The organism is Daejeonella sp. (assembly GCF_044348475.1).
In the GTDB taxonomy this organism is placed as follows: domain Bacteria; phylum Bacteroidota; class Bacteroidia; order Sphingobacteriales; family Sphingobacteriaceae; genus Daejeonella.
Map to the genome: position 1 here is coordinate 17,678 of NZ_JBIKSU010000001.1, position 17,928 is coordinate 35,605.

The following is a 17,928-nucleotide window of genomic DNA, read 5'->3' on the forward strand; positions in this document are numbered from 1 at the left end:
CCGGCAAGAAAAGCTCAAATGAAATTATTAAACGGTCATAAGTAACAATATCCGGAATAATCCGTCTATTTGTGAGATCAATTATTTAAGATATGAAGAGAATCATTTTAAGTTTTGTACTGTTGTTTTCAGCAACAGTAATTTATGCCCAGTCAAGCAATTCTGCAAACACAGGTAAAATAAATGAGGGTACTATTATTTATACCGTTGAATGGAAATTACCTGAACAAATGCAGGCTATGGCCAGTAGTTTCCCAAAAGAAATAACCGTTTATTTCAAAGGAGACTCTTCAAGTTTAAAAACTGAATCTGCAATGTATAGTAGTACAAATATTCTGAATGTAAATAAAGAATATGAACGTCTATTGTTAAACATACCCATGATGGGTAAAAAGTTTTCTGTATTGTTTACTCCAGCTGATTAAGAAAAAATGCAGGCAAATATGCCCGAATTAACTTTGAAAGCTAGTACAGAAACTAAAAGCATTGCCGGATTTAATGTTTTAAAGCATGAAGTTAACGAGAAGAAATCAAATCAGAATTTCGAAGCATGGTTTACAAAGGATGTGGAAGTAACTCAAAATGCATTAAGCCGCTTTTTCGATAAAAACTTTGGTTTCCCAGTTGAATTCGTTTCGTTCATGAATGGCTTAAGTGTAAAAGCTATTGTAAAAGAAATCAAAGCCGGCACTGTACCTGCTGGTTCATTTTCTGCATCAAAAGATTTTGAAGAGATTAGTATGGATCAGCTGATGCAAATGCAAGGAGGCAGGTAACACAAACTTAACATTAAGATTAAAGCTTTTTAACATACAGTGTTTTTTATAACTTGCACTGATGTTAAAAAGCTTTATTGTTTTTGGTCGGTTTTTTCTGTTCTGGATCGTATTCTTCTTTCTTGAAAGACTTATATTTCTAATTTATTTTTCAGAAAGAATATCATACCTACAAACTACTGAAATACTCAGTACGTTTTGGCGTGCTTTGAGACTTGATATCTCAATGGCCGCCTATATTTCTGTACTGCCTGCTATTTTTTATGTCATTCTACTTTTTCTGCCTTCTGTCAAGATTCCCAAAATAATAGCTAAATCATATGTAATTTTCTTTGTTGCACTATTTTCAACTATTGCAATCAGTAACCTCAATCTTTACAGAGAGTGGGGTTCAAAAATAAATTATAGGGCAGTCGACCTGGCAATTAATTCTCCAAAAGAAGCAATTGCCTCAATTTCATCCTCTCCATTAATCTTTCTGTTTAGCATATTATTTGCTTACTTGATGTGCTCTGTTTACATCAGTTCAAAATTCATTCTATATAAAATTGCCGATCGTACAAAATCATTGGGAATTAAACTGACAATCAGTTTTTTAGTTTTAAGTACATTATTTCTTGCAATAAGAGGGGGTTGGCAGCTAAGTCCAATCAACCAAAGCATGGCCTATTTTTCAAACAACATCGTATTAAACCATGCTTCAGTTAATACTCAATGGAATCTTATTCAAGATGTTATCAATAATAAATTTGACAATGAGAATCCATATAAATACTATAAAAAAGATGAGGCGAAAAAAATTGTATCCTCATTATTTAAGAAACCCTCGCAACCAACTGTCAAAGTTTTAAAATCTGAGCGGCCAAACATTGTACTTATTGTACTTGAAAGTTTTAGTGCAGAGCTAGTAGGTAGTCTTGGCGGAGAACAAGGCGTGACCCCCAACATAGATAATTTAGCAGCTGAGGGTATTCTTTTTGAACAGGTTTATGCTGCTTCGGGCCGTACCGACAAGGGAATAACGGCAACAATAAGCGGATTCCCTTCGCAGGCTATCCGAAGTATTATTAAGCAAAATGCCAAGCATGAAAAACTTCCTGGTATTGCTCAAGAACTGGCATTGAACGCTTATTCAACCTCTTTTTACTATGGTGGAGAAAGCGAGTTCTTTAATATTAAGTCCTATATTTTAAGTCATGGCTACAAAACACTGGTCGATAAACATTCATTTTTATCGAAAGACATGAATTCGAAATGGGGCACCTATGATGAGAAGGTATTTAGTAAACAAATGAAAGACATGGATACTGTCAAACAACCATTCTTTTCCACTATTCTGACCTTAACAAATCATGAGCCTTTTGAACTACCCGTTAAAAACCATTTTCCAGGCGATAATTTAGAAAATAAGTTCAGGAGCACTACTTTTTATACAGATTCTTGTTTAGGTGCCTATTTGAAAGAAGCCAAGAAAAAACCTTGGTATAAGAATACATTATTTGTAATTCTTTCAGATCATAGCCACCGCTTACCCGCAAATTTGGAAGAGTATCATCCAAAAAGGTATCGAATTCCTCTATTGTTTTTTGGCAATATGATCAAGCCAGAATTTAGAGGAACAAGAATTAGTAAAATAGGAAATCAAACAGACCTGGTTGCTACATTATTAAACCAGCTAAGCATCGATCCTATTCGATATCAGTGGAGTAAAGATTTGCTGAATCCGGGCACTCAGAGTTTCAGTTTTTTTAATTGGGATAATGGCTTCGGTTTTGCAACTGAAAACCAAACAATATCTTTCGACAATGTCGGTAAAAACATTATTCTCAGAAAGAACTCCCCTAATGCTAAAATTGATAATGAATTGCTTAAAAACGGCAAGGCATATATGCAGGAGGTTTATCAGCAATATCTAGATTATTGATATTCAATCTCTTTTTCTAACGATTTTATCCAGTCATTAAATAATTTGGTCTCAAATTCAACTGCTTTGTCGGCATGCTTCTGCCAGTTGGGAGAGAAATTCTTTAGTTGCACAAGCATTTCTTCAAGATGCCCCTCCTCTTCAAGAATAATAGATTTGACATTAACTTTACTACCTGCCTTATCCAAAACCTCCTGATATAAAGGATACAACTCATCGGCACGTACTTCAATTGCATAGGTTACCAACAGATATGCTGCAAATTTGAGTTCATTGCCACTTAAATGAAGCATGGTTTTTAAATATTTGCAAACAAAAACATCCAAAATATTTAGATAATATCTGCTACTCGAACTGGCAAGTAGATAGTGATCAGCATACGTGGGACAAGCATCCTCACTCAATTTAGAAATCTGCTTTTTAAGGTAATAGGCATGCCTATGCTCTTCTGCAGCATGTTTTAAAATGATAAGGGTCACATCTTTTTTGTGTTCGCTGGCAGAGATCTTTCGAGCTCCGGAGTTTTCCATTAAGGAAAGGGTATTTAACCAACGTGCATGTTTATCATGATCAGAAACTATCTCTGAAAGTAATTGACTAAAATTCATTTTTAAAATCGCTCAAGCGCCTCTTCAATTTTTTTGTAAATATAATCGAGTTGTTCATTTGTAATGCAATACGGGGGCATTATGTAAATAATATTTCCAAGTGGACGCAGAATAATACCATGTCCTAGGAAGAAATTATATAGGTTATCTCTTAAATTGTTAAAATAGGATGTTTCACCACTTGTTTCCCATTCCAAAGCCAGAATAGTACCGGTTTGCCGGATGCATTTTACTTTAGGATGCATACTAATTCGTTTATTGAAAACCTGGTGGCTTGCTGTAATCCGTTGAATATTCTTTAGTGTTTCACTCTCAAGCAGTATATCCATACTGGCCAGTGCAGCAGCACATGCAATTGGATTTGCAGTAAATGAATGACCATGAAATAAGGTCTTTAATTTATTGTCAGACAGAAAGGCTTCATAAATAATTGACGTGCAGGTTGTAACTCCTAAAGCCATAGTACCACCGGTAAGCCCCTTTGAAAAACACATCAGATCTGCCTTTTCAGATAGGTGATCAGAAGCAAACAATTTACCAGTGCGACCAAATCCGGTCATTACTTCGTCTGCAATAGTAAGGATCCCGTTATTTTTGCAATGTTTTATTAATTCATCAAGATATTCAGCTTCATACATCTGCATCCCACCTGCCCCCTGAACAAGAGGCTCAAAAATAAATGCAGACACCTCAGAAGCAGATGCTGAAATTTGTGATTTAAGCTTATTCAAATTATTAGAATCCGGAAGGTCTAAGAATTCGACCTCGAATAGTAATTTTTCAAAAGGTTTTGTAAAAGCACTTCTGGCACTAACAGCCATAGCACCGAAGGTATCTCCATGATAAGAGTTATTAAATGCTAGAACTTTGGGTTTTTCTTTACCCTGGTTGCTCCAGTACTGAAAGCACATTTTTAGCGCAACTTCTACTGCAGTTGATCCATTATCAGAATAAAAAACCTTCTGCTGGCTAGCAGGCAAAATACTAATCAATCGTTCAGCCAGTTCAATTGCACCCGGATGTGTAAAACCAGCAAATATTACATGCTCAAGAGTGCTAAGTTGTTCAGAAACTTTCTTAGCAATGTAAGGATGAGCGTGACCATGAATATTCACCCACCAAGAAGATATCGCATCAATATACTTTTTACCATCTTCTGCAATCAGAAAAATACCTTCACCTCTAACGATAGGAATTGGTAAAGGTGCATTTTGCATTTGTGTATAAGGATGCCAGATCAGATCCTGATCACGTTCTGCTAAAGATTTATTGGCCATTTTTCTTTTAATAAATTTAAAACTCGCTGATCTGTAGGGAAGGCAAGCTCCTGATCAGACAACTCATGAATCCCTTTCCACCTAAAGGCCTGTAAGATATCCCCCTGAGCTTGAAAATCAAAAGGAAGTTCTTTGAAATCTAAATCCAAAACTGAAACGGGCTTAACAAGATAATAGACACTAATCACCTGACTATCATTGAATACAGACTGAATAAAAAAATCTGTGGTGTAAAAGTGCTCTAAAACTTCAATTTCGGCATTGCACTCCTCAATAAACTCTCTTTTTAAACCATCAATAAGACCTTCTCCATATTCAAGTCCGCCACCCGGAAATTTACTGAACTGAAATCCGTATTCTTCTTCATCGCTAATTAATATTTGGTTCTGTTCATTAAACAGAAGGCCATAAACACGTAAATTAAATTTATACATCCCGCGTAAAATGTTTTTGATTTTTAGTTACATTTTCAATAGTCCAGGCAATATCAATATTTTTAGATTCTGATCTAACATTGCATTCAAGCATTCTGCAGTAATGGCAACATTCGGGCATACATGGATCTGCATGTATAAAAAATTCTGTTCTCGAATTGGCCTTGTAATTAACCAGCTTGTCTACTTCCGAGACCTCCTCATGTACTTTATTCAGATCAAAATAATAAGGTAGCGTGAGATGACAATCAATATGAATATCAGGCCCATAGCGTTGTGTACGTAGATTATGCATATCAATCCAAGAATCTTTTCGATGTGTATTTAATATAGCAATGATTTCATCACTTGTATCAAAATCAGATTCATCCATTAACCCTGAAACCGATTTCCGGACCAATTTATAACCACTATACACAATGAAAACACCAATGGAAATCGACAAAATACTATCGAGGTAATTTAACCCAGTAAAATAAATGAGCATGAGTCCAATAACCAAACCTGCACTGGTATAGGCATCTGTTTGAAGATGCTTGCCATCTGCATTTAATGTTAGTGAGTTATGCTTTTTACTTTGATCAATCAAATAATAGCCTAGAGCATAATTAATTAAACCTGAAATACCTATAATTAGCGTTCCAATGATCAATTCGCTAATCTGATGAGGATAAAATAAATTATAAATAGATTTAAAACTGATTAAAATTCCAGCTATAATAATAAGGGCACCTTCTATAAACACGGAAAAAAATTCAACTTTCCCATGACCGTATGGATGATTTAAATCTTTTGGCTGAGCAGCAACATAAATACTATAAAATGCAAAAAGACTGGCCAGGATATTGACAATACTTTCAGCCGCATCTGTTAAAATGGAATTAGAAGAAGTAATTAAATAGGCGGTAAACTTGGCAAGCATCAGCAATACCCCAACAATAAGAGAAAGTAAAATGACCTTTTTTTGAGTTTGCAAATCTGAACCGTATTTAGCTCAAATTTAGACATTACAAAAGAGCATTTATCAAAAAATCATAAAATTTAGGTGGAATGTTCTTTAATTTTTGCTTTGGCAGGTCATGTTTCTATATTTGCGTTAATTATGAGCACATTATCAAACCGTATTGAAAATCTATCCGAGTCAGCCACTATTAAAATGGCAAAAATGGGCCGGGAATTAGCAGCAAAAGGAGTAGATGTTATCAGCTTAAGTTTAGGCGAAACTGATTTTTTCACACCTGATTTTGTTAAAGAAGCAGCCAAACAGGCTATCGACAAGAATTATTCTTATTATACGCCAGTTCCGGGATATCCAGAACTTCGTAAAGCAATTGCTGCAAAGCTAAAACGGGAAAATAACCTCGATTATGACTTCGATCAAATCGTTGTTTCTACTGGAGCCAAACAATCGCTGGCCAATGCCATACTTTGCCTTGTGAATCCGGGCGAAGAGGTGATTATACCCACTCCATATTGGGTTTCTTACTCAGAACTCGTAAAGCTTGCTGAAGGAGAATCAGTGTTTATCCATGCTACCTAAGAAAGTGATTTTAAAATTACTGCAGAAGAGCTTGAAGCAGCGATTACACCGAAAACTAAGTTATTCATGTTTTCATCTCCAAATAACCCTACAGGAAGTGTATATACCCGTGAAGAACTCGCTTCACTTGTGAAAGTTTTTGAAAAGTATCCGAATATCTTTATTATTTCTGATGAGATATACGAGCACATTAACTTCCTGAACGACCATGAATCTATTGCGCAATTTGCTTCAATTAAAGACCGTGTAATTATCATCAACGGGCTATCGAAGGCTTATGCGATGACTGGATGGCGTATTGGTTATTCTGCTAGCAGTAAAGCAATAGCTTCGGCCTGCGATAAACTTCAGAGTCAAATTACCTCGGGAACCTGCTCAATTACGCAAATGGCGGGAATAGCAGCATACGAAGGTGGATTAGCCACCATACTGGAGATGAAAAAAGTATTCAAAGAACGTCGTGATCTTGTTTATGGTTTACTGAAAGAAATTCCGGGATTAAAAGTTAATTTACCCGGAGGCGCATTTTATTTCTTTCCTGAAGTGAGTTCATTTTTTGGCAAAACTACCCCAGCAGGTGAACTTATCAAAAATGCTGAAGACCTTTCGCTTTACTTATTAAATACCGGTCATGTTGCCACAGTTAGTGGTGATTCATTTGGTGATCCAAATTCGATCCGTATTTCATACGCAGCTGCTAATGTAAAATTGATCGAAGCTATTAAGCGTATAAAAGAGGCTTTAGTAGCTTTAAAATAAAGAATTTTTCTTAAATACCGGGCTAAATACCCGGTTATTAAACTTATCAAAGCTAAATGACTAACATCTTCGAAAAGTTCAATTCCTTGAATGTTCTAATAATCGGGGATGTAATGATTGATAGCTATATATGGGGTAAAATAGAACGTATTTCGCCTGAAGCACCTGTTCCGGTAGTAAGAGTAACAAAAAAAGAAAACCGCTTAGGAGGAGCCGCAAACGTGGCTTTAAATATTCAGTCGCTTGGAGCATGTCCTTACATTTGCGCTGTAATAGGCGATGATTCAGATGGCGATAATTTTCTTTCTTTATTAAAGGCTCAGAGACTTTCTAATGAGGGAATTATAAAAATAAAAACAAGGCCAACTACGGTCAAGACTAGAATTATTGCCCATAATCAGCAAATAGCAAGAGTTGATGCTGAAACTGAACGTAATCTATCTAGTTCTAACACCCAACTCGTTTTGAATAAGATAAAACAAATCATTGCTGATCACAGAATTGATGCAATTATCTTTGAAGATTATGATAAAGGGCTAATTACAGAAGAGCTCATCGATAAAACTGTAAAGCTGGCCAAAGAAATAGGAATTATCACCGTAGTTGATCCTAAAAAAAGAAATTTCCATGCCTATAAAGAAGTTCAACTTTTTAAACCAAACTTAAAAGAATTAAGAGAAGGGCTTAAAATTGACATTGATCCTTTGAATATAGATCAGATTGAGCAGGCAGTAGAAAGATTAAAGAAACAACTCGGTGCAAAGACTGTTATGCTAACCCTTTCTGAAAATGGAGTTTATGTTAGTTCAGTAAGTGGGAATAAGCACATACCTGCACATAAGCGCGATATAGCAGATGTTTCTGGCGCTGGAGACACCGTTATAGCTACTACAGCACTATGTTTGGCAGCAGGCTTAAATGAATTTGAAACTGCCGAAATTGCAAATCTAGCGGGAGGATTAGTTTGCGAACATGTTGGTGTAGTTCCCATTGACAAAGCTAGATTGCTGAGAGAGGTTGATGATTTGTAATTGGTTGGTAAGTACATTAAATTGGAGCCAAGAACCGAGAGCCAAGAACCAAGAACAAAGAACAAAGACTGTTTACTGCTAATTGAAAATTTCTGCTTTTTTCAGACCTCCTAGATCAGTAAAAGTGAAATTGGAACCAAGAGCCAAGAACCAAGAGTAAAGACTGTTTACTGCTAATTGAAAATTTCTGCTTTTTTCAGACCTCCTACCTCATACCTCAGACAACTGAAATTGGAACCAAGAACCAAGAACCAAGAGCAAAGACTGTTTAGTGCTAATTGAAATTTTCTACTTTTTTCATACCTCCTACCTCATACCTCAGACAACTGAAATTGGAACCAAGAGCCAAGAACCAAGAGCAAAGACTGTTTACTGCTAATTGAAAATTTCTGCTTTTTTCAGACCTCCTACCTAATACCTCAGACAACTGAAATTGGAGCCAAGAACCAAGAGCAAAGACTGTTTACTTGCTAATTGAAAATTTCTGCTTTTTTCAGACCTCATACCTCATACCTCAGACAACTGAAATTGGAACCAAGAGCCAAGAACCAAGAACAAAGACTGTTTAGTGCTAATTGAAATTTTCTGCTTTTTTCACACCTCCTACATCAGTAAAAGTGAAATTGGAACCAAGAGCCAAGAACCAAGAGCAAAGACTGTTTAGTGCTAATTGAAAATTTCTGCTTTTTTCAGACCTCCTACCTCCTACCTCAGACAACAGCTAACTGATAACAGACAACAGATAACCGACAACCTACTTACTCCTAATCGCTTCAACAGGATCTAATCTAGAAGCATTAAATGCTGGAATAAAACCTGAAATAAGACCAATAGCGGTAGATAGAACTACAGTAAGAACCACTTTGCTTAAGTCTACCACAATTGTGAGATCAAAAAATGTTTTAGAAATAAATGCTAATGCAAACACGATGAGCAGACCAATAAATCCACCCATTAAACAAAGTAGAACTGATTCAATTAAAAATTGAAGCATAATGAAATAATTTTTAGCTCCCAAAGACTTTTGAATTCCGATGATATTGGTACGTTCTTTTACAGAAACAAACATAATATTAGCTATACCGAAACCGCCAACCAAAATTGAAAAACCTCCAATAATCGCACCTGCAATATCGATAATGCCAAATAGCTGATCTAATTGCGCTGTCAGCACAGTAGTTTTGTTCAAGGAAAAATCATCGTCATCTTGCGGGCCCAAACGATGAATTGAACGCATTGTTCCTTTCAGTTCACTCTCAAGTTCATTTACCGAAATATTCTCTCTTCCCTTAATTGTAATTTGAGGCCCATAGCGTTCATCTTCAACCTTAATTACACCCTTTGCAAAATTAAGGGGTATCAAAACGGTTTTATCAGCAGAAACGCCAAGCATATCTTCACCTTCTTCAGTAAATACCCCAATAATAGTTACTCTTCTTCCTAGAACGGTAATAACTTTACCAATAGGATCTTCATTAGGGAACAAGCCATCGGCAATTGAATAACCAATTATTGCAATAGGCCTACCGCCTTTTGATTCACTATCTGTAAAATAGCGTCCAGATTGAAAGTCGAATTTCCAAACTTTATAATAATCATGACAGGCCGCTTTTATTTCTGCTCCTTCAATACTATTATTTTTGTACTTGATGGTACGATTTCCGATACCAATCTCAAATGATATGCCCTCAGCAGTTTGAAGTCGCTCTGTGAGCTTTCCGTAATCACGTAATGAGGGTTGAGGCCTACTGATGTATTTCCACCATGGAAAATCTGGACCACCTACCCATGGCCACTTTTGAATATATATGGTATTACTACCCAATTTTTCAACACTGCTTTGAATGTTATTACGAAGGGTATCTACTGCCGAAAAAACTCCAACAATGGTCATTATACCGATTGTTATCCCTAACAAAGACAATATTGTTCTAAGTTTATTTTGCCTAAGGGCTCCAAAAGCAAACAAAAAACTCTCTTTTAAAAGTTTGAGAAATATCATATACGGTTTAGACCAAATTTAATAGATTACGTTACAGGTCATGAGATGAATATTATTTAAATATAGCATTCTTAAATTTCTATCCTTAAGAATAAACATTTATAGTTTTATTTTGTTAAATTTGCGCCCTGAAATCCACTATAAATAATTATGAAATTATCTCAGTTTAAATTTGATTTACCTGAATCTTTAATAGCCCATAACCCAGTTGAAAATCGCGATGAAGCCCGATTAATGGTTTTGGATAAGAAAACCGGAGCTATTGAGCATAAAATATTCAAAGATGTTTTAGGGTATTTTGAAGAAAAAGATGTGATGATTTTGAATAATACCAAAGTTTTTCCAGCTCGGCTTTACGGCAATAAGGAAAAAACAGGTGCAACCATTGAAGTGTTTTTGCTTCGTGAATTAAATCGTGAACTTCGTCTTTGGGATGTTTTAGTTGACCCTGCACGTAAGATTAGAGTTGGAAATAAGCTTTACTTTGGCGATGATGATCTGTTAGTTGCTGAGGTTGTTGACAACACTACTTCACGTGGAAGAACAATTCGCTTCCTTTTCGATGGCACGAATGAAGAATTCCGTAGAAATATTGAGATTCTAGGTGAAACCCCGCTACCAAAATACATAAAACGCAAAGCAACTGCTGAAGATAAGGAGAGATACCAAACAATCTTTGCTAAAAATGAAGGGGCTGTAGCAGCTCCAACCGCTGGTTTACACTTTAGCAGGGAGCTTATGAAACGCCTTGAATTAAAGGGTGTTGATTTTGCAGAAATTACATTACATGTGGGTTTAGGTACATTCAGATCTGTTGAGGTTGAAGACCTTACCAAGCATAAAATGGATTCAGAGCAATATATCATTGAGCAAAAAGATGCAGACATCGTTAATAAGGCCATTCTTGAAAAACGCAGAGTTTGTGCAGTAGGAACAACTTCTATGAGATCAATTGAATCTGCCGTTTCTGCAGGAAAGGAATTAAAAGCTGCAAATGACTGGACCAGCAAGTTCATCTTTCCTCCATATGATTTCAGTATTGCCAATTGCATGATCACTAACTTTCATACGCCTGAATCAACACTTTTGATGATGGTAGCAGCATTTGGAGGTTATGAAAATGTTATGAAAGCATACGAGGTTGCTGTAAAAGAAAAATATCGCTTTTACAGTTATGGAGATGCAATGCTAATCATCTAATTATTTCGGGTATAATGGGTTTTATTCTATACCCAACAGCAACCTGGAACATAAAATATCTGATATTTTAGTTTTGAAATACTACGCGATCATAGTAGGTGGTGGCTCCGGAAACAGGATGCAATCTGATATACCTAAACAATTTATGCTATTGAATGGTAAACCTATTCTTATGCATACTATTGAAGCATTCTTTTACTCAGATTTTAAGCCAGAGATCATTGTAGTATTAAACGTAGATTTCATCACTTATTGGGAACAGCTTTGCGAAAAATATAATTTTTCAATTCCACATACCCTTATAAAAGGCGGGCTACAACGATTCCACTCAGTTAAAAATGGAATTAAGGCAATAAGTGAAGACTCTATTATTGCAATTCATGATGCAGTCAGGCCACTAGCCAGCAACGAACTGATCTGTCGTTCTTTCAAAGAAGCTGAACAATTAGGCAATGCAGTAGTGGCTATTAAGTCTAAAGATTCAGTCAGACAACAAAAAGGCAATTCAAGCCTACCATTAAACAGAGATGAAATTTATCTGATTCAAACTCCTCAAACTTTTCAATTTGAGCTTTTAAATAATGCCTATAAGCAAGAATACAACAATGAATTTACTGATGATGCATCAGTTGTAGAACGCACAGGCATTACTTTAAATTTGATAGAAGGCGAAAGTAAAAATCTAAAAATCACTTTTGCTGAAGACCTAAATCTTGCTGAATTCTATCTGAGTCAAACAAAAAACAAAGCATAAAAAAACCCTGCCTAAGCAGGGTTTTTGTTTAATATTCGTCTTCGTTAAAAAAGAAATCATCCTTGGTAGGATAATCCGGCCATATTTCTTCTATATTTTCATATGGCTCGCCATCATCTTCCAATGCTTGCAGGTTTTCTATAACTTCCACTGGTGCACCTGAACGAATTGCATAATCAATTAGTTCATCTTTTGTTGCCGGCCATGGAGCGTCTTCTAGGTGTGACGCTAATTCTAATGTCCAATACATATTTCTTAGAATTTGGTTTATACTATTTTTTGCAAAAATATAATAATTTAAATAAGAATATCAATTATTTTTATTAAAAAAATTAAACTCGTGGAAACCACTGATTTTCAGGCATATTACTATCGTGACACAATTTTCTTGCCAGCACAAAAAGATAATCGCTAAGCCTATTCAGGTAAACAATTACCTTTTCATCCACAAAACTTTCTTGCTTCAAATGAACGATAATTCGCTCTGCCCTTCTACAAACACACCTAGAAACATGGCAAAATGAAACCACCGGACTTCCGCCTGGCAAAATAAAATGTTTTAGCTCAGGAAGCACTACATTCATTTCATCGATCTGATTTTCTAGAAAGGTAATATCCGAAAAGTGAAGATCCGGAATTTTCATTTTAGATTTCTCAGGATCTGAAGCTAAGGCTGCGCCAATAGTAAACAATCTGTCCTGTATTTCCTTCAAGGTGTCTTTTTGATCGGTATGAATATCGTGGTCGCGAATCATACCAATATAGGAATTGAGCTCATCAACTGTCCCATAACTTTCAATCCGAAGATCATATTTTGGCACCCGCGTTCCACCTATCAGGGAGGTTAAACCCTCATCTCCAGTTTTGGTATAAATTTTCATTTGCTTCTATTCGTGTTAAGTAAGGCAATCAATAAATCCTGATTTAAACTTTGGGCGATATTAAGAATTATTCAGCAGAATGTAATGAATGTTAACAGGTTAAACCCATTATTTTGACATTCATAAAACATAATTACAATGAATATTTAGCAAAAGATCAAATCATTGGTTTGAAGTCAAATTAATGCTTAAGAAAATAGCTAGATTTTTACTTATTGAATTTTCTCGAAATCTGAATCCTTAGATTTCATATCGGCAAGTCTGGGAGAAACAGTCTTCACATTCTCATTCAAATAATCATTTTCAATCAGCCCATCACGCATTCTAACGATCCTATGCGCATGCTGTGCAATATCTTCTTCATGCGTAACCAGAATAATAGTATTGCCTTTGGAATGGATTTCTTCCAATAATCCCATAATCTCAACAGAAGTCTTCGTATCAAGATTTCCAGTAGGTTCATCTGCTAGAATGATAGAAGGATTATTAACTAGTGCTCTTGCTACAGCAACACGCTGACGCTGCCCTCCGGATAATTCATTTGGCTTATGGTGAACTCTGTTTCCAAGCCCAACACTTTCAAGAGTTTTTTGAGCCCTATCATCTCGTTCTCTTCTTCCAATTCCGGCGTAAACCAATGGTAGTGCTACATTTTCAAGTGATGATGAGCGGGGTAATAAATTAAATGTCTGAAACACAAAACCAATTTCCTTGTTTCTGATTTCAGCAAGTTCACTATCGGTCATTTCACTAACCTGGTTTCCATTTAAGATATAAATTCCTTTAGTTGGTGTATCTAAACAACCAAGAATATTCATTAGAGTTGATTTACCTGAGCCCGACGGACCCATAAGGGCTACAAATTCACCCTTATTTATAGTTAAGGAAACAGATTTCAAGGCATGAATAGTTTCAGCCCCAATTACATATTTCCTACCGATGTCTGTTAAAGTGATAAGAGGATCTTGAGCCATGTTTTTGTTTTTAGACTATCGGAATAGGTGCATTGTTACAGTGTCAGATAAATTAGGGCTTATTAATTACTTTGGCAACCCTAAAGAACTTTCCGTCTTCTTTAGGCGCATTTTTCAAGGCCATAGCTCTGCTAATCTCCTGATTTATTTCATCTTCACGCAAAACATTGATCTCATCATTCATATAAATCAGCGGTTCAACTCCACTGGTATCCACCTCATTTAATTTGTCCATGAAAGTAAGAATTTTATTCATGTCATCTAAAAGACCCTGTTTTTCAACTTCTTGCACCTCTAACCTAGCCAAATGGGCAATTTTATCGATCGTTTCTGGACTTAATTTCATTAATAATTTATATTTAAATAGGCATTAACTGCTCTAAAATCAAAATTGCTACTTGTTTTGGTGGGCATTAAGCTGAGTAGATATAACTCCATAAACTTTAGCTTTTAAATCTTCAGCATCGGTTAACGTTAAACATGATGTATCTATTGGAGCGTGAACCCAAATATCGCAAATTCCAGGATTAGTTCCATATCGCTTTCCATCATCCCACATTAAATTCCAGTTATTACAAATAGTTACCGGTAAAATATGTACTCCCTGTTCAATGGCAAGTTTAAAAGGTCCATTTTTAAATGGCTGTAAAACCGGAGGGTAATTTTCGCTGATCATTCCTTCCGGAAAGATCACCACATTCTTACCCTCTTTTAAACTTTCTTCGGCTTTTTTAAAAGCTCTGAAAGCCGACATTTTACTCTCTCTGTTCAACGGGATATCAATAGTGCGGAAGTAAATGCCGGTTATAAAATTATCAAGAAGTTCATCCTTGCCAATAAATACATAATTCCGTTTTGCCAGTAATATAATAGCAGTTATATCGAGGTTTGAGGTATGATTTGCACAGATAATATACCTTTTCGACCAATCAATTTTTTGTTCATAGCTGAAGCGAAATAAAAAACCTGATAAAACCGAACTTACATAACTGAATATCCATCGCATTTGGTTCATCCCATGAAACTTCACAGGGCTTCGCGAAAAATAAAAAATAATTGGATATAGACTCGTAAAAACTAGAGCGAGCCAAACTTGAAAATAGTAAAGATGTACGCTTTTAAAAAGTCTTTTCATTGATTCAAAAATACAAAAATCTATGGAGCTTTATAATAAAAGAGGGGCATTTGAAACCCTTTAAGCCTCAGTTACAGAAAAAATTCTTATTTTTACGGCTTATGGAAACTGTTGTTAGTGGTATCCGCAGTACCGGTAAACTGCATTTAGGAAATTTTTATGGCGCTGTAAAAAACTTTGTACAGATGCAGAATGAATTCAACTGCTATTTTTTTATTGCAGACTATCATTCTTTAACCACTCACCCTACTCCCTCCGATCTTCATGGCAATGTAAAGCAAGTATTGATTGAGTATCTAGCTGCTGGGATTGACCCTGAAAAAGCAACAATTTATGTGCAATCAGATGTTCCAGAAATAGCAGAATTATACTTATATCTGAACATGAATGCCTACCTAGGTGAACTTGAAAGAAGTACTTCATTCAAAGATAAAGTACGTGCACATCCAGACAATGTAAATGCAGGATTATTAACCTACCCTGTTTTAATGGCCGCTGATATTCTAATTCATAAAGCTACAAAAGTACCCGTAGGAAAAGATCAGGAACAACATCTAGAAATGTCAAGAACCTTTGGCAACAGATTCAATAGGCTCTATAATAAAGACTACTTCCCTGAACCATTTGCATTTAATTTTACCGATAAATTAGTAAAAGTTCCCGGACTTGACGGCAAGGGCAAAATGGGTAAATCGGAAGGTGAGGGCAATGCTATTTATTTATCAGATGAACCTGAAGTAATCAGAAAAAAGGTAATGAGGGCTGTAAGCGATGGTGGCCCTACAGAAGAAAATCAGCCAAAAGCTGAATCCATTCAGAATCTATTTGACCTCATGAGCATTGTTTCATCACCAAATACATACAATCATTTTGAACAGCTTTACGCCAATTGTGGGATTAGATATGGCGACTTTAAAAAGCAACTAGCTGACGACATGATTATTGCTACAGCTCCAATTCGTGAGCGGATAAATGAGATAGCAAAAGATGAAACTTATTTACGAGAGGTTGCTCGTTTTGGCGCTATTAAAGCACGAGAAAGCGCATCAAAAACAATTAGGGAAGTAAGGGAAATAATTGGCTTTAAAACTTTTTAAATTCCCTTCATTAAAAAAACTATTTGTATTTTCAAACACAATTAGCGGTCGTCGCTAAGCACTTACAATAAACATCATGCATATTGCTATAGTTGGAAATATTGGGGCTGGTAAAACTACCCTGACAGAATTGCTTGCAAAGCATCTGAATTATGAAGCTCAGTTTGAAGCCGTTGACAATAACCCTTATCTGGAAGATTTTTATAGCGATATGAAAAGATGGAGCTTTAACTTACAGATTTATTTCCTGAACAGTCGTTTTCAGCAAATTCTTGAATTACAGAACACCGAAAGGAATATCATACAGGATAGGACGATTTATGAAGATGCTTATATTTTTGCTGAAAACCTTCATGATATGGGTTTAATGACTACCCGAGATTACGAAAACTATCGTTCAATTTTCGAGAATATTACTTCTTTTATTAAGCCGCCAGATTTGTTAATTTATCTGAAAGCATCAGTTCCAACTCTGGTTAACAATATACAGAGACGTGGTAGAGAATACGAGGCAGGAATTCGTCTTGATTATCTTTCTAAGCTGAATGATAAATATAAAAAATGGATTGACTCTTACACAAAAGGTAAACTTTTGGTGCTTGATAAAGATAAACTTGACTTTGCCAACAAACCTGAAGACCTTGGATTTGTAATCAATAGTATTGAACGCGAGATCCATGGTTTATTTTAGCCAATTTCGATAAATCAAGAGCCGATGAAGATCCTCGGAATTATCCCCGCTCGTTTTGAATCCAGTCGGTTTCCCGGTAAACCCCTCATAGATATTGCCGGAAAAAGTATGATTCAAAGGGTTTATGAACAATGCCAAAAGTCTTCTCAACTAGACAAGGTAATTGTAGCCACAGATGATCAACGAATTTTGAATCATATAAAAACCTTTGGAGGCCAAGGGATAATGACTTCATCAAAACATGCCAGTGGAACTGATCGCTGTGGAGAAGTTGCCGAACAATTTCCGGAATTTGATATCCTGGTCAATATTCAGGGAGACGAACCAATGATCGATCCACAACAGATTGACCTGCTCTGCTCCTGCTATGATGATTTAAATACCCAAATTGCAACACTAGTTAAATTAATTGATACCAAAGAGGAACTAGTTAATCCAAACACACCCAAGGTAATTCTTAATAAAAATCAGCAGGCAATTTATTTTAGCCGTGCCACAATACCATACCTAAGAGGTAAAAAAATAGATAATTATCTGATTGAACATGCTTTTTATAAACACATAGGCATTTATGCCTTCAAAAGGCAAACACTTTCAGAAATCACCAAATTACCCGTGTCTAATCTAGAAATAGCAGAAGGGCTAGAACAACTGCGTTGGATTGAGCATGGATACGCTATTCAGGCTGCAATTACAACGAAAGAAAGTCAAGCAATTGACACACCAGATGACTTGATTAAGTTATTAAAACTCCTAAAAACCTAATTTTATGCTGGTTTCAAATGCATAAATTGGAACAACAGATCCACTATTTTAACTATACGGCTTATCATTTTTAATTTAGC

19 protein-coding genes and 1 pseudogene are annotated in these 17,928 nt (G+C 35.8%); 10 read left to right on the forward strand and 10 right to left on the reverse strand.

Annotated elements, in window-relative coordinates:
• The first annotated feature begins 92 nt into the window (after positions 1 to 92).
• The 3 genes from ACIQZ6_RS00065 to ACIQZ6_RS00075 all read left to right on the forward strand — a co-directional run bounded on the left by ACIQZ6_RS00065 (position 93) and on the right by ACIQZ6_RS00075 (position 2,700).
• Positions 93 to 425: a hypothetical protein gene (locus ACIQZ6_RS00065; protein WP_395806958.1), complete on the forward strand. Its 333-nt coding sequence runs from the start codon at positions 93 to 95 to the stop codon at positions 423 to 425.
• Positions 426 to 443: 18 nt separating this feature from the next.
• A complete protein-coding gene (locus ACIQZ6_RS00070; RefSeq protein WP_395806960.1) occupies positions 444 to 776 on the forward strand; it encodes a hypothetical protein in 333 nt (110 codons plus the stop codon).
• A 61-nt stretch (positions 777 to 837) separates the two neighbouring features.
• Complete coding sequence (locus ACIQZ6_RS00075) at positions 838 to 2,700, forward strand: LTA synthase family protein (protein ID WP_395806962.1); 1,863 nt, start codon at positions 838 to 840, stop codon at positions 2,698 to 2,700.
• On the opposite strand, the gene ACIQZ6_RS00080 is transcribed toward ACIQZ6_RS00075, so the two are convergent.
• The 4 genes from ACIQZ6_RS00080 to ACIQZ6_RS00095 are packed head-to-tail and all read right to left on the reverse strand — an operon-like array spanning position 2,694 to position 5,995.
• Positions 2,694 to 3,308: a hypothetical protein gene (locus tag ACIQZ6_RS00080; protein ID WP_395806964.1), complete on the reverse strand. Its 615-nt coding sequence runs from the start codon at positions 3,306 to 3,308 to the stop codon at positions 2,694 to 2,696. The genes ACIQZ6_RS00075 and ACIQZ6_RS00080 overlap by 7 nt on opposite strands.
• 2 nt (positions 3,309 to 3,310) lie before the next feature.
• Positions 3,311 to 4,585 carry an adenosylmethionine--8-amino-7-oxononanoate transaminase gene (bioA, locus tag ACIQZ6_RS00085; protein ID WP_395806966.1) on the reverse strand — a complete coding sequence of 425 codons (1,275 nt, stop codon included), beginning with the start codon at positions 4,583 to 4,585 and terminating at the stop codon, positions 3,311 to 3,313.
• The gene (locus ACIQZ6_RS00090; protein ID WP_395806968.1) at positions 4,567 to 5,019 is read right to left on the reverse strand and encodes an NUDIX domain-containing protein; all 453 of its coding nucleotides are present in this window, start codon (positions 5,017 to 5,019) and stop codon (positions 4,567 to 4,569) included. Before ACIQZ6_RS00090 ends, bioA begins: the two co-directional genes overlap by 19 nt.
• Entirely contained in the window at positions 5,012 to 5,995 is a 984-nt protein-coding gene (locus ACIQZ6_RS00095; RefSeq protein ID WP_395806970.1) for a cation diffusion facilitator family transporter, read from the reverse strand. The genes ACIQZ6_RS00090 and ACIQZ6_RS00095 overlap by 8 nt, the downstream gene beginning before the upstream one ends.
• Before the next feature lie 126 nt (positions 5,996 to 6,121).
• Between ACIQZ6_RS00095 and ACIQZ6_RS00100 the strand changes: the two are divergent.
• Together ACIQZ6_RS00100 and ACIQZ6_RS00105 are read left to right on the forward strand one after the other, a co-directional pair.
• A pseudogene (locus ACIQZ6_RS00100) lies at positions 6,122 to 7,318 on the forward strand (pyridoxal phosphate-dependent aminotransferase).
• 56 nt (positions 7,319 to 7,374) lie between these two features.
• On the forward strand, positions 7,375 to 8,349 hold the full coding sequence (locus tag ACIQZ6_RS00105; protein WP_395806972.1) for a bifunctional heptose 7-phosphate kinase/heptose 1-phosphate adenyltransferase: 975 nt from the start codon (positions 7,375 to 7,377) through the stop codon (positions 8,347 to 8,349).
• Positions 8,350 to 9,103: 754 nt separating this feature from the next.
• Here the strand turns inward: ACIQZ6_RS00105 and ACIQZ6_RS00110 are convergent.
• Positions 9,104 to 10,351 (reverse strand): ABC transporter permease, encoded by a 1,248-nt coding sequence (locus ACIQZ6_RS00110; RefSeq protein ID WP_395806974.1) that lies wholly within the window; start codon positions 10,349 to 10,351, stop codon positions 9,104 to 9,106.
• A gap of 150 nt (positions 10,352 to 10,501) precedes the next feature.
• Between ACIQZ6_RS00110 and queA the strand changes: the two genes are divergently transcribed.
• On the forward strand, positions 10,502 to 11,551 hold the full coding sequence (queA, locus tag ACIQZ6_RS00115; RefSeq protein WP_395806976.1) for a tRNA preQ1(34) S-adenosylmethionine ribosyltransferase-isomerase QueA: 1,050 nt from the start codon (positions 10,502 to 10,504) through the stop codon (positions 11,549 to 11,551).
• 73 nt (positions 11,552 to 11,624) lie between these two features.
• Complete coding sequence (locus ACIQZ6_RS00120) at positions 11,625 to 12,305, forward strand: 2-C-methyl-D-erythritol 4-phosphate cytidylyltransferase (protein ID WP_395806978.1); 681 nt, start codon at positions 11,625 to 11,627, stop codon at positions 12,303 to 12,305.
• A gap of 28 nt (positions 12,306 to 12,333) precedes the next feature.
• Here the strand turns inward: ACIQZ6_RS00120 and ACIQZ6_RS00125 are convergent, their stop codons facing one another.
• The 5 genes from ACIQZ6_RS00125 to ACIQZ6_RS00145 all read right to left on the reverse strand — a co-directional run bounded on the left by ACIQZ6_RS00125 (position 12,334) and on the right by ACIQZ6_RS00145 (position 15,166).
• Positions 12,334 to 12,555, reverse strand: coding sequence for a DUF2795 domain-containing protein (locus ACIQZ6_RS00125; protein WP_002996718.1), 222 nt, complete (start codon positions 12,553 to 12,555; stop codon positions 12,334 to 12,336).
• Between the two features lie 82 nt (positions 12,556 to 12,637).
• The gene (locus ACIQZ6_RS00130) at positions 12,638 to 13,186 is read right to left on the reverse strand and encodes a cob(I)yrinic acid a,c-diamide adenosyltransferase (RefSeq protein ID WP_395806980.1); all 549 of its coding nucleotides are present in this window, start codon (positions 13,184 to 13,186) and stop codon (positions 12,638 to 12,640) included.
• 212 nt (positions 13,187 to 13,398) lie between these two features.
• Positions 13,399 to 14,160: an ABC transporter ATP-binding protein gene (locus tag ACIQZ6_RS00135; RefSeq protein ID WP_090697983.1), complete on the reverse strand. Its 762-nt coding sequence runs from the start codon at positions 14,158 to 14,160 to the stop codon at positions 13,399 to 13,401.
• A 52-nt stretch (positions 14,161 to 14,212) separates the two neighbouring features.
• A complete protein-coding gene (gene gatC, locus ACIQZ6_RS00140; protein WP_395806982.1) occupies positions 14,213 to 14,506 on the reverse strand; it encodes an Asp-tRNA(Asn)/Glu-tRNA(Gln) amidotransferase subunit GatC in 294 nt (97 codons plus the stop codon).
• Between the two features lie 48 nt (positions 14,507 to 14,554).
• The gene (locus ACIQZ6_RS00145; RefSeq protein ID WP_395806983.1) at positions 14,555 to 15,166 is read right to left on the reverse strand and encodes a lysophospholipid acyltransferase family protein; all 612 of its coding nucleotides are present in this window, start codon (positions 15,164 to 15,166) and stop codon (positions 14,555 to 14,557) included.
• Between the two features lie 230 nt (positions 15,167 to 15,396).
• Here ACIQZ6_RS00145 and trpS point away from each other — a divergent pair, with 230 nt between their 5' ends.
• From trpS to kdsB, 3 genes are all read left to right on the forward strand, one after another.
• Positions 15,397 to 16,392: a tryptophan--tRNA ligase gene (trpS, locus tag ACIQZ6_RS00150; RefSeq protein ID WP_395806985.1), complete on the forward strand. Its 996-nt coding sequence runs from the start codon at positions 15,397 to 15,399 to the stop codon at positions 16,390 to 16,392.
• 76 nt (positions 16,393 to 16,468) lie between these two features.
• Positions 16,469 to 17,083, forward strand: coding sequence for a deoxynucleoside kinase (locus ACIQZ6_RS00155; protein ID WP_395806987.1), 615 nt, complete (start codon positions 16,469 to 16,471; stop codon positions 17,081 to 17,083).
• A 24-nt stretch (positions 17,084 to 17,107) separates the two neighbouring features.
• On the forward strand, positions 17,108 to 17,848 hold the full coding sequence (gene kdsB, locus ACIQZ6_RS00160) for a 3-deoxy-manno-octulosonate cytidylyltransferase (protein WP_395806989.1): 741 nt from the start codon (positions 17,108 to 17,110) through the stop codon (positions 17,846 to 17,848).
• Positions 17,849 to 17,928: the final 80 nt, after the last annotated feature.